This window comes from Vibrio sp. Vb0598 (assembly GCF_033338935.1).
GTDB classification, from domain to species: domain Bacteria; phylum Pseudomonadota; class Gammaproteobacteria; order Enterobacterales; family Vibrionaceae; genus Vibrio; species Vibrio alginolyticus.
Genome location: NZ_JAWOTP010000001.1, coordinates 316,951 through 331,022 on the forward strand (window position 1 = coordinate 316,951; position 14,072 = coordinate 331,022).

At 43.1% G+C, this 14,072-nt stretch carries 12 protein-coding genes; 9 read left to right on the plus strand and 3 right to left on the minus strand.

Annotated features, from left to right (window positions below; translation table 11 throughout):
• Nucleotides 1-387: 387 nt before the first annotated feature.
• Complete coding sequence (locus tag R7Q38_RS01505; protein WP_262606687.1) at nt 388-3,024, plus strand: ATP-binding protein; 2,637 nt, start codon at nt 388-390, stop codon at nt 3,022-3,024.
• Nucleotides 3,025-3,092: 68 nt separating this feature from the next.
• On the opposite strand, the gene R7Q38_RS01510 is transcribed toward R7Q38_RS01505, so the two are convergent.
• Both R7Q38_RS01510 and R7Q38_RS01515 read right to left on the minus strand, forming a co-directional pair.
• Entirely contained in the window at nt 3,093-4,436 is a 1,344-nt protein-coding gene (locus tag R7Q38_RS01510; RefSeq protein WP_025767935.1) for an MATE family efflux transporter, read from the minus strand.
• A gap of 121 nt (nt 4,437-4,557) precedes the next feature.
• The gene (locus R7Q38_RS01515) at nt 4,558-4,872 is read right to left on the minus strand and encodes a DUF496 family protein (RefSeq protein WP_005373603.1); all 315 of its coding nucleotides are present in this window, start codon (nt 4,870-4,872) and stop codon (nt 4,558-4,560) included.
• Nucleotides 4,873-5,113: 241 nt separating this feature from the next.
• On the opposite strand from R7Q38_RS01515, the gene R7Q38_RS01520 reads away from it, so the two are divergent.
• The 8 genes from R7Q38_RS01520 to R7Q38_RS01555 all read left to right on the plus strand — a co-directional run bounded on the left by R7Q38_RS01520 (nt 5,114) and on the right by R7Q38_RS01555 (nt 13,346).
• The gene (locus R7Q38_RS01520; RefSeq protein WP_031777159.1) at nt 5,114-5,317 is read left to right on the plus strand and encodes a hypothetical protein; all 204 of its coding nucleotides are present in this window, start codon (nt 5,114-5,116) and stop codon (nt 5,315-5,317) included.
• 165 nt (nt 5,318-5,482) lie between these two features.
• Nucleotides 5,483-6,133 (plus strand): YceH family protein, encoded by a 651-nt coding sequence (locus R7Q38_RS01525; RefSeq protein WP_213896685.1) that lies wholly within the window; start codon nt 5,483-5,485, stop codon nt 6,131-6,133.
• A complete protein-coding gene (locus R7Q38_RS01530) occupies nt 6,130-6,447 on the plus strand; it encodes a GIY-YIG nuclease family protein (RefSeq protein WP_005373593.1) in 318 nt (105 codons plus the stop codon). The genes R7Q38_RS01525 and R7Q38_RS01530 overlap by 4 nt, the downstream gene beginning before the upstream one ends.
• Before the next feature lie 330 nt (nt 6,448-6,777).
• On the plus strand, nt 6,778-7,875 hold the full coding sequence (locus tag R7Q38_RS01535) for an autoinducer 2-binding periplasmic protein LuxP (protein ID WP_005373591.1): 1,098 nt from the start codon (nt 6,778-6,780) through the stop codon (nt 7,873-7,875).
• Nucleotides 7,875-10,451, plus strand: coding sequence for a quorum-sensing autoinducer 2 sensor kinase/phosphatase LuxQ (luxQ, locus tag R7Q38_RS01540; protein WP_005373590.1), 2,577 nt, complete (start codon nt 7,875-7,877; stop codon nt 10,449-10,451). Before R7Q38_RS01535 ends, luxQ begins: the two co-directional genes overlap by 1 nt.
• Nucleotides 10,452-10,746: 295 nt before the next feature.
• The gene (gene slyA / locus R7Q38_RS01545; protein WP_017635177.1) at nt 10,747-11,202 is read left to right on the plus strand and encodes a transcriptional regulator SlyA; all 456 of its coding nucleotides are present in this window, start codon (nt 10,747-10,749) and stop codon (nt 11,200-11,202) included.
• 35 nt (nt 11,203-11,237) lie between these two features.
• Entirely contained in the window at nt 11,238-12,296 is a 1,059-nt protein-coding gene (locus R7Q38_RS01550) for an HlyD family secretion protein (protein WP_005373588.1), read from the plus strand.
• A 12-nt stretch (nt 12,297-12,308) separates the two neighbouring features.
• Nucleotides 12,309-13,346 (plus strand): DUF2955 domain-containing protein, encoded by a 1,038-nt coding sequence (locus tag R7Q38_RS01555; protein WP_017635179.1) that lies wholly within the window; start codon nt 12,309-12,311, stop codon nt 13,344-13,346.
• Nucleotides 13,347-13,348: 2 nt separating this feature from the next.
• Here R7Q38_RS01555 and R7Q38_RS01560 read toward each other — a convergent pair whose 3' ends face one another.
• A complete protein-coding gene (locus R7Q38_RS01560; protein ID WP_017635180.1) occupies nt 13,349-14,011 on the minus strand; it encodes a flagellar brake protein in 663 nt (220 codons plus the stop codon).
• Between the last annotated feature and the right edge of the window lie 61 nt (nt 14,012-14,072).

Here is a 14,072-nt window from a genome sequence, read left to right on the forward strand (position 1 = left end):
TTGACATTTAGAAAGTAACTTACTTTTTTTGCGATGATAACGTTTGCTTTCAAATTAGTTTTGTTGACAAAAATGGATATTTTGCATTTTTGTGTGATTTGACTCGATAAGGCAACTCAATAGGTAAACATACAATAGATGATTTCCTGAAAAGTGATGCGACTCTTAGTTGTGAGTGAAACTTTATTGTTTGCATCCAACTTTAAGATTAAAAAATATGACTTAAATCACAATTTCTACTGCATTAGCCGATGATAAAATACTCACAATAACCATATTCTGGGTAGGTGAATGTTGTTTGAAAGTAACAATGTCGTATATGCCTTTCAATGTAAGAAACTAGTCTAATATTAAATAAACGGATGAAATCAACCATTAGGCTGATGGATGTTGAGATTATCAATAAAAACACGCTTAGCACTCCTCGCACTATTACCCGCTGTGGTAATAGTGGTATTTGCAGTTCAGCAGTTTTCTGATAATGCGTTGCGCGTGAGCCGTCTCAATCAAACGGTTAGCAATATTCAAGGTTTCCAATTGATATCCAAGGCCTCCCACTTTATTTACTCCATAGAGAAAGTACGCCGACAGCCTGATCTTCAAGTCTCTGCAGCCATTAATATTGAAGAACAAGGTGAAGTTATTTCTTCTTTGCATCAAAAGTTTGTGAGTAACCCTAATACTGCTGAGTATGCTGATGAACTGAAAGAAGCCATGCTGGGGGTATTGTCAGGTAGATTGAGTGAGATGGACGACCTGGGTGATTGGGCATTTCAACAGCTCCAAAATATGTCGCGCTCTTTGTTGCAAAATCATCAATGGTATGGCAGTGACGATGGCATTCGCATGCAAAATTTTATTGCCTACCTTGCTCAGCTCTCTTTTTGGACACAGAAAGAAGCTTGGCTGACGAACCGTTTAGTCCAAGACCCTAAGAGTCGGCTAAGTCAAAGTATGTTTTATCAGGCGATAGACCGACAGCAGCAAAATTTGGATGCGTTTTTAAACTTAGGTGGGTCATACGAGCAAGTGGATAAATTGCTTGGCTTGTTTACTTCGCCGAGATATCAGAGAAACTTGGCGTCTCGCGGACAATTAATCTCAGGAGACATGTCACAAAGTGACTACGCCGCGTATTTAAAAGAACTCGATTTTCGTGTGCAGCGCTTACAAGTGCTCATTGATGGGTTCACCAAACAAACTGAGCAGTCGCTTCTCACGCAGGTTCATGAACAAAAGGCCAATATAGCGATGATCAGTTTTGGCGTCGCCTTAGTGGTTATCCTGCTTTGTTGGCTCGGATTTAGTACTTGGTTCCGAGTTAACAGCAAACTCGATGCGATCATTCATACTTTAAACGCGTTGATCAACTCCGAAGAGAAGCAAACAAAAGTCAAAGTTGATGGAAGTGATGAACTGACCATTTTTGCTCAGCAAGTGAATCGAGTGGTTGAAGAAATGCAGAGACAAACTGAAGAAATACTGCATGCAAAAGAGTCAGCAGTATCGGCTAATCGTGCAAAGTCTGTGTTTCTTGCCAACATGTCACATGAAATACGCACGCCCCTTAACGGGATCATGGGCATGACAGAAATACTCTCTCAAAGTGAGTTGTCTTCGCATCAACAAGAAGTTGTTGATGACATTGACTCCTCATCTCAAACACTGCTTACTTTACTTAACGATATATTGGATCTCTCTAAAATCGAGTCTGGACGATTGGAGCTGTCATTAGTAGAAGCGGATATCCGAGAAGTCGTGTATCAGTCGATGATTTTATTCCAATCCAAAGCAACATCTAAACAGCTAAAGTTAGGTATTAATTTAGCTGAAAATATCCCCATTCGCGTGATGGTCGATGATCATCGTGTCAAACAGGTAGTTACGAATCTGGTATCGAATGCGGTTAAGTTTACCGAAAGTGGGCATGTATGCGTTGATGTTAGTTATGAAGAGTTACTTGAGAAAGAACGTGGAGTGCTGACGTTTAAAGTAGAAGATACCGGAATAGGCATTGATCAAGATAAGTTAACCACGATTTTTGAACCCTTTACTCAGGAAGATGAAGGAGTGTCGAGGCAATTTGGCGGCACAGGGTTGGGTTTGGCAATTTGTTGTCAGCTTGTGTCGATGATGGGGGGCAAGCTCGTAGCAACATCTACAAAAGGAGTGGGCACATGCTTTGAATTCTCGATTGAGGTTGAAGCAATTCCGGTGTTTGGCTGGCGTTCTGAGGTGATTAATAAAGGGCTTTTGATCTGCTCAAATTACGACTACGCCGACCAAGTATTAAAAGAGTGTCGCTTAGCGAAAATCAATCTCTTTGGTGTTAATAATGTGAATGAAGTGCAAGCGATAAATGATGACTTTGATGTCATATTTCTGTGCCACAGTAACGACGCTAATACCGATGAAATCTTGGATAATCTATCATTTAATTACGATCTTCGCCGTGTGATTATTTGCCAGCATCATTTATCCACTCCCTACGAAAATGCAGAAAAAGTACATGCCGTACTCACATTACCTTTCCTTGGCAATCGATTTAAGCATGTCATTGATGATTTAGCTAAGGTTGAAAAGACTATATCAAGTGACAATGTCACCAATAATGTTGTCAGCTCTGAATATCGAGCGTCGCGCTCTCATCGGAGGATCTTAATTGCGGAGGATAATTTGATGAACCAGAAAATAGCGAGTTTTTTTCTGGATAAAGCAGGTTATGACTATTTGATAACAAGCAACGGTCAAGAAGCGTTAGAAGCCATCACAAAGGGAGAAGAATTCGATGCAATTTTAATGGACTGCATGATGCCCGTGATGGATGGACTGACCGCGACGAAAGAAATTCGTCGTTGGGAAAAGAAAGCAGGACGTGAAAAAACAATGATTATCGCACTCACTGCGAGTGTTTTGGAAGAAGACATCCACAACTGTTTTGCGGCAGGCATGGATGCTTATTTACCTAAGCCGTATAAATCGAACCAGTTATTTGAGCTCTTTAGTGAATTAAAACTCGCCTAGCTAACATTTCAACTTAGACAAGGCGTCAAAACGATAAAGCCCCACTTCAGGGGCTTAGTTCTGATTATTCATTGTTGTGCGTTGGCTTGAGCGCCTGCGAGTTTGCGTATGGTTTGGCGATAGGTTAGGTATGCGGAAACACCAGCTAACAGGTTGCCGATACAAGCGCCTAAGAGTAAACCTCGGATTCCATCCATTTGAGCGCCAACCCACAAGCACGGTAGGAAAAAGACAAACAAGCGCAGCGCTGAAATAGTGAGCGCGGTGTAAGATTTGCCTAATGCATTACAAAGAGAAACCATTAGCATACAAACCCCTAATGAACCCAAACTGATCGGCACTATCAGTAAATGCATTTCCAAGACTTGCTCCACTTGCACATCACTTGTCATCAATAATGCGAGTGGGTTTGCGACGGCAAATGTAATGGCAGCAATCAAAAGTTGGAAACCTAGAATGAATTTTACGGCAATACTGACGAGCCTTTGGATATCTTCATAGTTCTTTGCCCCAAGTAAGCGTCCAACCATTGGAGGCATAGACATTGTCAGCGCCAAGACCGAAACGATAGCAAAGAACTCATAGCGTGAACCAAGCGCCCAAGCGGCGACTGCTGCGGTTCCAAAGCTTGCCAATAATTTTGTTGCTAGCATGGAAGACAACGGTGGCAGCAGTTGGCTAATCATCGCAGGGCCCATAATGTTACCGATAGATGCAACACTTTTGGCTACGTTAAGATCTTGCCATTGTGTCGTTGCCCAGTGATTCTTCTTCACGCGAGGAGCTACGACTAAAATACCAAACCCAAAAGCGACGATGGTTGCTATTGCCGCTCCGTTAATACCCAAGTCAAACGTGAAAATAAATAGCGGATCGAGCACAAGGTTCACGCCGCTGGTTATCATCATCATTGTGCCAGGTAACATTGTATTGCCATTAGCTCGGCAGATACTGTAGTAAAAATACAAAACTGCACCAGTCCATGAGCTTAATAACCACCAAGGCCAGTAACTGTCGATTATCGGCATAACAGATTCTGGAGCGCTTAATAGAGCTAAAATGGGGTAGCGCAAAAGCCAAATTAGCCCGCCAAAAATAGCGACACCAATTGAGCCGATCATCAATACCAATCCGCCAAGTTGTTTGGCATACCGACTTTCATTCGCCCCAAGAGCTTTAGAAATGACCGCTGTCGTTGCGATCCCTAGACCGACTTGAATACCGATAATGACCATTTGCAAAGGCAGAGTGAAACCTTGAGCGGCTAACGGTAAAACGCCGAGCTGACCGATAAACGCACTATCCACAAGCTGAAAGCTCATTAAAGACAGAACGCCAAATAGCATTGGCCAGGTCATCGTAAATAATTGTTTTGCAAGCGTTGGTTGTGTACTTGTCGTAGTTGAAGACATAGAAAGCTGAATGCGTTAGGAATAAGAGTTAGATTGATTGTACACGGCGGTTAGTTTAGAGACAAAAATAAACCCCGAGGAAGATATTCTTGCTCGGGGTTCGAAAATCTAGCTTACGCGTTTATTTTTTGCCGCTAGTTTGCTTGTCTTCTTCAGTCAGCTCACGAATGCGACGGCTGATGTCACGACGTGCTTTAGAGATCTCAGCGCTTTTAATGATGTGGTCATCAACACGATCTTCATAGTCTGCTTTCATATTTTTGATGATTGCGACGATTTCATCGTGAGTCATTTCTGGTTTGATGTAGTCTAGAAGGTTTTCTAGAAGATCAACACGTTTACGGTTATCACGAACTTTCTTCTCGTTATCAAGAAGCTCACGTTTTAGTTTGTTTTTACGACGAGCTTGGTTAACGATTTCAAATACGCTACTCATAGTTCTCTTTCCTAATTTTATGAATATCTTCCTCGATTAAAGCACAACATCCAGTGGCATAACAGTCTTTAGATCAATAGCAATGCAGAGTTGAACATTTCTCAACCAATTGCGCTGTGTCCATATAATCGTGCTGCTTTCTTCGAGTTTTGGCCAACATCGTAGAATCCATCGATTCATTGTCATAACGTGGCCTTCACTATATTATCAACACCATTGAATGCAAAATGATGAACTTGATATGGACTCTGGTAACACTGCGGAGCAAGTAAATAGTCAAGATAATGAGCAAGTCACTCGCTCTGTGGCTGAAAAGTTAAAAACGGCGTATATCAACGCACGCGAGCAACTCGAAATCATCGAAGTTGAGCTTAATCGTTCAAAAATAATGATGGTCGACCAAGATGGCAATTTGACGAGAGTGCCGATTCTCTCGGAGCATTGATACCTGACCCTATTCGTAAGGGGTGTCAGGTCTTACGCTATGCTTTAGCCTGACACCAACACCTGAACCGCTAACGCTTCTTGCACTGCTGTGTGAATTTATGGCGTATGATTTCGAAGCGATTTAGGTACAAAGTCAAATGCAAAAATAATAAGGAAATGCATTATGAAAGTTGAGCTAACGGCAATTGAAGCACGAGTTATTGGTTGCTTGATCGAAAAAGAAGTCACTACCCCAGATCTTTACCCCCTCAGCCTAAACGCATTAACCAACGCGTGTAATCAAAAAAGCAACCGTGATCCCGTGATGTCACTCTCTGAGTCAGACGTTCTCGATGCCGTTGATGCTCTTATTGAGCGCAGGCTCGTCAGTGACGAAAGTGCGTTCAACAGCCGCGTCAGCAAGTATCAACACCGTTTCTGTAATACGGAATTTGGTGATTTAAAGCTGACAGAGCAGGAGAAGGGCATTGTATGCTGTATGCTTTTGCGCGGTGCTCAAACACCTGGGGAAATTCGTACTCGTACTAATCGTCTCGCGACATTTCATGATGTAAAAGAAGTGGAAACGGTCCTTGAGCATTTAGCAAGCGAAGAGAAAGGACCATTAGTGGTCAAATTACCACGTGAGGCTGGTAAGCGGGAGTCGCGTTATATGCATTTGTTCTGTGGTGATGTTGATGCGTCCGAACTTGCAGCGCCTGTGTCTGCTGCAAGCTTGAGCTCCGATCGAGTAAGTCAGCTAGAGCTCGAAGTCGCTCAGCTGAAAGAAGAGCTGGATGAATTAAAAGCTAAGGTTGAGTCACTGCTTTCATGATGGAAAATACAACGCAGCGTTGGAGTGTCTATCTGATACGAAATAACCGCAACGCGTTGTATTGTGGTGTTACCAATGATGTTGAACGAAGATTCAATCAGCACCAAACCGGAAAAGGAGCGAAAGCTTTGAAGGGAAAAGGCCCTTTGGTATTGGAATGGTCATCGGATTTTGACTCAAAGACGCTTGCCATGCGAGCAGAGTACTATATTAAGCAACTAACTAAAGCGAAAAAAGAGCTGCTCGTTATGTCAAAAGCAAATATTGTCGTCGACGAACATCAACAAATGATGTTAGAGATAGTGGCACTCTGATAAGCCCTTGCTACGCAAAGATACACGGAAACCGCCTATGTCACATTGGCGGTTTCTTTTTGTTTTTGGAGTACCATGTAGGAATAAACTGACGCATAATGGGCTGGTGTTCTGTTTAAAGGTCCTGAATATGAAAAGCGCGAAATGTCTCTACGTTATCGAGACAAAGGAAGCGACTCAATGTACTTTATTTGCATCCACTCAGACCAAGAACCAATTTACTATTGAAACAGGCACTAAGAGGAAGGTAGATTACAAGAGTATAGGATGACTCGGCTAGGTAATGAATAGAGCTGAATTAGGCTCATAAAAAAGCTAAAAGAGCAGTAGATGAAAAAAGCGTTAGTATTCTCCCTGATTTCAATGGCCGCTTTTGCGCCGAATGTGCAGGCCACCCAAGTTCTTAATGGGTATTGGGCATATCAAGAGTTTTTAGACCAGTTTCCACAACAGAAGCAGTTAACTAGTGCGTTGGCTGAAGTGGTAAGAGAAACCCCTGTACCCGTAGCAAAAGACAAAAAGCGTCCGCTGAAAATTTCTGTTGTTTATCCAGGGCAGCAGATCTCTGATTATTGGATTCGAAACATTGATGCGTTTGAAAAACGCCTAGATAAGCTTGATATCGACTATCAACTAAATCAAGTGTTTACTCGTCCTAATGCAGATATAAAGCAGCAAAGTTTGTCTTTAATGGAGGCGCTGAAAAGCAACTCCGATTACTTGATCTTTACTCTAGATACCACAAGACATCGTAAGTTTGTTGAGCATGTCTTAGATTCAAAGAAAACCAAGTTAATTTTACAAAATATCACCACACCTGTTAGGGATTGGGAACATCATCAGCCGTTTCTTTATGTTGGTTTCGACCACGCAGAAGGAAGTCGTGAATTGGCCGTTGAGTTTGGCAAGCGTTTCCCTAAACATAGCCACTATAGTGTTCTCTACTTCTCAGAGGGCTACATTAGTGACATCAGAGGCAACACTTTTATCAACCAAGTGAACCGCGATAATCAATTTGAACTACAATCTGCTTACTACACCAAAGCAACAAAGCAATCTGGGTATGAAGCTGCAAAAGCCAGTTTGGAGAAGTATCCGAACGTTGACTTCATTTACGCGTGTTCTACCGATGTAGCATTAGGTGCTGTTGACGCTCTTAAAGAGTTAGGTCGTGATGATGTCATGATCAATGGTTGGGGCGGCGGTTCAGCAGAGTTAGAGGCGCTTTCTAAAGGGGAGTTAGACGTTACCGTTATGCGTATGAACGATGATACAGGTATTGCAATGGCTGAGGCCATTAAGTGGGATTTAGAAGGAAAGCCAGTTCCCACCGTTTACTCTGGTGATTTTGAAGTCGTTACCAAATCGGACTCTCCAGAAAGAATTGAAGCATTAAGAAAACGTGCATTTAGATACTCAGATAATTGATGACAACTACATCAAAAACAAGAAAGCGTCGCTCACTGTCGACGCTTATTACCAAAATAATTATTCTCGTACTTGCTCCGATCATTCTAGGCATCTTTGTTCAGAGTTATTACTTCTCGAAGCAGATTATTTGGCAGGAAGTCGACCGAACCAAGCAGCAGACCTCTGCCCTGATCCTGAACATTTTTGATAGCCATTTTGCAGCGATTCAGATTCATCACAACAGCAATTCGAAAAGTGATGTTGTATTGGATTTTTATACAGAACGTGATGAAGAGGCACTCAATTACTTTTTCATGAGTATTGACCAGAGTGATCCTTCCCATACACCAGAGTTTCGTTTCCTAACCGATCATCAAGGTATTATTTGGGACGATGGCAACGCGCATTTCTATGGCATCAACAACCTGATACTTAGCCGACTTGCCAGTCAAGTGACCTTTAGCAACAACTGGTATTATCTACCCTCACAGACCCCGATGGGAACTCGCCATCTGTTACTTCGTCGTGTACCCGTTTTACAACCTAAAACCGGTGAAGTGATGGGGTACTCTTACAATGTTGTTGTTTTAGATAATAACTTTGGGTTGATGGAAAGGTTAAAAAATGAAGGCAACGTCGACAATGTTGTGTTGGTCGCTAACAACACACCATTGGCAAGCTCATTAGTAGGAGATGAGGCTTATCAAATATTTGACGTACTCAAACGACGAGAGTCCCAGCACAAGCTTGACCAATTATTGATCATCAAAACCCCTATTGAGGTAAATGCCGCCGAGACTGACTTGTGCTTGCTTACTGTGCAAGACAATCAGAGCGTGGTGACATTGCAAATCCAACACCTGCTAGCAATGCTAGCCTCAGTTATCGGTATGGTCATGATTGCGCTGATGACTAAAGAATGGATCGAGAATCGAGTAGTTGAAGAGTTAGGATCCCTGATGGCATATACCCGCTCGGCTCGTGAAGAAAAAGGATTTGAGCGTTTTGAGGGGTCAGATATTGAGGAATTCGATCATATTGGTTCGACACTAGAAAACACTTTTGAAGAGCTTGAAGCACAAAAGCGCTCTTTCCGCGACCTGTTTAACTTTGCGTTATCTCCTATTATGGTGTGGTCTGAATCGGGTGTGCTTGTCCAAATCAATCCGGCAGCACGCAAAGAGTTAGTCATGGAAAACGATGTTGAAACCATGCACCCAGTGTTCAAAGGTTTCAAAGAAAAGTTGATGCCACACCTTCGCATGGCGGCTCAGGGAGCTACGTTGACAGGCGTTAATGTGCCAATTGGAGACAAAGTATATCGCTGGAACTTATCGCCGATTCGAGTTGATGGAGATATTAGCGGTATTATTGTTCAAGGTCAGGATATAACCACGCTTATTGAGGCGGAAAAACAGAGTAACTTGGCGCGCAAAGAAGCAGAAAAATCTGCTCAAGCCCGTGCCGACTTTCTGGCTAAAATGAGCCATGAGATCCGAACGCCAATCAATGGAATTTTAGGGGTTGCTCAATTGCTAAAAGACTCTGTGGAAACAGAAGAGCAGAATAACCAAATTGACGTACTTCGGCATAGTGGTGAGCACTTACTTGCTGTTTTGAATGATATTTTGGACTTTTCGAAGATTGAGCAGGGTAAGTTTAATATCCAAAAGCACCCGTTTTCTTTCACTGATACAATTCGAACGTTAGAAAACATTTATCGTCCTATTTGTGAAAGTAAAGGCGTCAACCTTGTCATTGAAAACAAAATAGATCCCAATGTTGAAATCTTTACTGACCAAGTTCGTCTGAACCAAATTTTATTCAACCTAGTCAGTAATTCTGTGAAGTTTACGCCCTCGGGTAGCGTGCGCTTGCATGCTGAACTTGAGCAGTTCTATGGCGCTGACAATAGCGTGCTGGTCGTGGAAATTTCGGATACAGGTATCGGCATCGAGTCTGACAAACTCGACCAAATGTTCGAACCTTTTGTTCAAGAAGAAGCAACAACGACTCGAGAATACGGCGGCAGTGGCTTAGGGCTGACCATTGTGAAGAGCCTCGTCGACATGCTGGAAGGTGATGTTCAAGTCCGCAGTCAGAAAGGCTTAGGAACGACTTTTGTCATTACAATGCCAGTGAAAGATCGTGAGCGAGTACTCACCCCTCTTGATTCGAGTTTGCGAGTTAAGCCAGGTGAACTATTTGCAGAGAGTCTCAAAGTGTTGTTGGTAGAGGATAACCATACTAACGCATTCATTCTAAAAGCGTTTTGTAACAAGTACAAAATGCAGGTTGATTGGGCGAAAGATGGGTTAGAAGCAATGGAATTCTTAAAAGATCATACTTACGATTTGATACTGATGGACAACCAACTTCCGCATCTTGGTGGAATTGAAACGACCAAAGAGATCAGACAAAAGCTAAAACTAGGCACGCCAATTTATGCGTGTACTGCTGACACCGCGAAAGAAACCAGTGACGCCTTTATGGAATCGGGTGCAAATTACGTGCTTCTCAAGCCGATTAAAGAAAATGCGCTCCATGAAGCATTTGTGGATTTTAAACAGCGGTTCTTAGTCGAGCGAACATGAATAATTGGCTCACTACGAAATAACCCAATTATTTATTATCTGAAAAGCACAACACCATGACTGTGGGTTGTGCTTTTTTGTATCTGACCCTTTTACTCTTATACAAATCAGACTTTATTGGTCTCGACGTTTGTTGTGTACATCGCTGCATTTCAAGTTCAAACATAGTGTTGTGTTACTTAGATTTCTGCTCCTTCACTGACACACCCAACGTGATTTCAATCACAAAAAGATATTTACTTAGCGTGCTAACTATTTTATATTACTTAGCACGCTAAGTAATTGAGTAGATCTTATGATTCAAGACATCAACAGTTTGCGAGACCTTTCTCTGGCTGAAAAATTATCTCGTGTTGCTCGTTTGTGGAAAATGGTTGCAGATCGCGAGTTAGAGCCTTTAAACCTAACGTATCCGCGTTGGACTGCGTTATGGAAGCTTTATCGAATGGGTGACAACATCAGTCAGAAGCATTTGGCTGAAGCGCTTGAGATCGAGTTAGCGTCGTTGATGCGAACATTAAAATTATTAGAAGAGCAATCTCTGATCGTTCGCCATTGCTGTGAACACGATAAGCGAGCACGTATTGTTAGCCTCACAGAAGAGGGGAAAACCCTACTAAAGCAAATGGAGGCTCGAATTCTTCAAGTTCGAAGCAAGCTCCTAACGGACATCAACGACCAGGAACTTCAGCAGCTTTCATTGATTCTTGATCAGATTGCTCACAATGCGCTTGATTCACTTAGCGAATAAGTCAGAAAACCGAATAAAAAGAGAAGTAAACGCCTATGACTCCAGATCAAAAATTCGCACGTTGGATCAAATATTCTTGCGTCGCGTTTGTCCTTGTCTTTGCCTATTTTCTAGTTGCAGATCTCGCCATGCCGTTGACGCCTCAGGCAATGGCAACGCGTGTGGTAACTAAAGTGGCCCCCCGTGTGAGTGGGCAGATTACGCATCTTTATGTTGCCAACAACCAAGAAATAAGCCAAGGCGATCTACTATTTCAGATTGATCCCCAGCCTTATCAGCTCGCCGTAGAAAAGGCTCAACTTAACCTTGAGCGTGTGATTCAAAACAACGAACAACTTGATGCTTCTATTGCTGCGGCAAAAGCAGACGTTGAAGCGAGCAAAATCGTGGCGGAACAAAAAGTTCGCGAAGCAAAACGTCTTAATACTCTGTTTCACCGTAATGGTACTTCGCAACAGCAGCGCGATGACGCACAGAGCAGTGCAACGGCAGCTAAAGCGAACTTACTGGCCGCACGTGCTCGTTTAAAAGAGTTGGAAGTAAACCGCGGTGATTTAGGCGCGACGAATGTGAATATCCGCGTAGCGCAAAACCAGCTAAAACAAGCGGAACTTAATCTGTCTTACACTCAAGTCTCGGCGGAACATGATGGCGTTGTCGCTAACTTGCAGCTGGAGACGGGGGCCTATGCGGCAGCTGGTACACCTCTTGTCGCTTTAGTCTCCGATGACGTGGATATCATTGCCGACTTTCGTGAAAAGAGTTTACGACACTTTAATCAGAACAGCCGTGCGTTAGTGGCTTTTGATAGCTTGCCTGGTGATGTATTTGAAGCTCGTATTACGAGTGTGGATGCCGGGGTCAGCTCGGGTCAATTCGATGCGGATGGTCGCTTAGCAACACCAACTGACTCAAACCGTTGGGTGAGAGACGCGCAGCGCTTACGTTTACATTTAGCTATCGATGAACCTCAGCAGCGCGCATTTCCAGCAGGGGCACGAGCAACCGTGCAGTTGTTGCCAGAAAACGCATTATCTGGCTGGTTAGCGAGGTGCCAGATCCAATTCTTGAGTCTTCTTCATTATATTTATTAACGAGGAGGCGATATGAAGTTATGGGACCACCCCATGTCGGAAAACGACTTCCGTCAGTGTTTGCGCATTGCAACTGGTGCGACCATTGGTTTCACTTTATGTAAAGTATTTGGTTGGAACTATGGCGTATTCTTTACTGTAACCCCGATGCTGTTACTTGGAATGGTGCCAGTCATGAGTCTACATGCCGCACGACAACTGATTTTTTCAGCGGTTGTGTGTGGATTAGAAGTTGGTGTTCTTGGTGGGTTATTTGGTGGGCACCCTGGCATGATGACAATCATTGCATTCGGGTTGTTTCTGTATAAATTCGCCTGTATGTCAAAAGGGAGCTTGTTCTTATTTGGAGCGAACAGCGTACTGAGCTTAAGCATCATGCTGCATTTTGCGAGTTATCCAACCACTGACTTAAATGACCTAATATTTAGCAATCTGCAAGCGAATGTTATTTCAGTGATCGTTGCTTATGTGGTGACATTTTTGATTCCCGATGCGGAACCTCGTCAGCCACCAGCGAAACCGTCGCAGCCTAAACAGAGTCATCGAATGCGTCATGAAGCCCTTATGGGGGCGAGTATCGCTACAATGTCTTTCCTTGTATTCCAGCTATTTGACCTCAGTGACTCTATGTCTGCTCAGGCGACAACCTTACTTTTATTGTTTCCTATGCATTGGAACGGTGCTTTAGGGTATGCGCGAAAAAGAGCAATGGGAACCTTGATGGGGGTGACCTTTGGTATCGTCGGACAACTTGTATTATACGATTGGTCGGATACCTTATTGTTTATCGTCCCATTGCTTTGGATTGGTGCGATGATGTTCAGTTATATGCACGTGAAAGAGTCTAGCGGTTCGGGAGCCGGATTTGGCGGTTTAACCACATTAGGCATTTTGTTCGGCCAATATCTTACTCCGGATGGTGACTTAATGTTCAGTGCGCTGTATCGCGTGAGCAGTATTTTGTTTGCTATTGTTGCGACGCTGCTTGTTACCTATACGGTTCACAGAATACTCAACAGCTTTGAGGCGACGCGCTTTAGCGAGCAGTAAGTTCAGACGTTACTGGTTAGAAAGGATTGCTCCAGTAACTCTGTTTTTAGTTCGTGAGTCATCTCAATGGGACTGGCAAACTTAATTCCAACTACCCATCCCTTCACCAATTTCTTAATGTTGGCAATGACACATCGATTTTCTTCTCCGATATAGTGGCTTAACGGGCATTCGATGGTAACACTCTCACCCACGTTGAATTCGGGCTCAATCAAGGTTGATATACCAACACCTGCTAGAGAGAAATCGATAAGGCTACCGTCGTAGACATTCCCTGCATGAATAACGTTACAGTCCATTTGCAACTTGTAACGCTCATGTTCCCGAACTGGTTTGGTTGCAAATGTTCCTGGAATGCGGATAAACAAAAGGGGGGATGGTCGAACGGTCGTCGTCAGCACGCTGGACTTAAACGCAATGACATGGCCTAACTCCGTATCTGATACACCACGCACGATGACATCGGCGTTGGGGAGTTTTCTCATCACTTGCTCTTCAAGCAAACGCATTGGTATATCAAGAATCAAATAAGCATTTTCTTTCATCCCAAGATAAGTGGTGGAATACGTATATTGATCCTTAGGCCCAAATTCGAAATTAGTAGAAAGTTTCATTCCCGGTTTGAGAAACCTATGCAGTTCATCTTTAGTATGAGTGGCTGGCATCACATTGGCGTTTTAATTTTTAGTTAAGCTGAGGCTATCAAAACGCCATTTTGTTATTCAA

Excerpts from the sequence above, each read along its gene's own strand:
- luxQ (WP_005373590.1), top strand. The coding sequence starts at position 7,875 with ATGACAACTACATCAAAAACAAGAAAGCGTCGCTCACTGTCGACGCTT.
- R7Q38_RS01515 (WP_005373603.1), bottom strand. The coding sequence starts at position 4,872 with ATGAGTAGCGTATTTGAAATCGTTAACCAAGCTCGTCGTAAAAACAAA.
- R7Q38_RS01530 (WP_005373593.1), top strand. The coding sequence starts at position 6,130 with ATGATGGAAAATACAACGCAGCGTTGGAGTGTCTATCTGATACGAAAT.
- R7Q38_RS01550 (WP_005373588.1), top strand. The coding sequence starts at position 11,238 with ATGACTCCAGATCAAAAATTCGCACGTTGGATCAAATATTCTTGCGTC.
- R7Q38_RS01505 (WP_262606687.1), top strand. The coding sequence starts at position 388 with ATGTTGAGATTATCAATAAAAACACGCTTAGCACTCCTCGCACTATTA.
- R7Q38_RS01555 (WP_017635179.1), top strand. The coding sequence starts at position 12,309 with ATGAAGTTATGGGACCACCCCATGTCGGAAAACGACTTCCGTCAGTGT.
- R7Q38_RS01520 (WP_031777159.1), top strand. The coding sequence starts at position 5,114 with ATGGACTCTGGTAACACTGCGGAGCAAGTAAATAGTCAAGATAATGAG.
- R7Q38_RS01560 (WP_017635180.1), bottom strand. The coding sequence starts at position 14,011 with ATGCCAGCCACTCATACTAAAGATGAACTGCATAGGTTTCTCAAACCG.
- slyA (WP_017635177.1), top strand. The coding sequence starts at position 10,747 with ATGATTCAAGACATCAACAGTTTGCGAGACCTTTCTCTGGCTGAAAAA.
- R7Q38_RS01535 (WP_005373591.1), top strand. The coding sequence starts at position 6,778 with ATGAAAAAAGCGTTAGTATTCTCCCTGATTTCAATGGCCGCTTTTGCG.
- R7Q38_RS01525 (WP_213896685.1), top strand. The coding sequence starts at position 5,483 with ATGAAAGTTGAGCTAACGGCAATTGAAGCACGAGTTATTGGTTGCTTG.
- R7Q38_RS01510 (WP_025767935.1), bottom strand. The coding sequence starts at position 4,436 with ATGTCTTCAACTACGACAAGTACACAACCAACGCTTGCAAAACAATTA.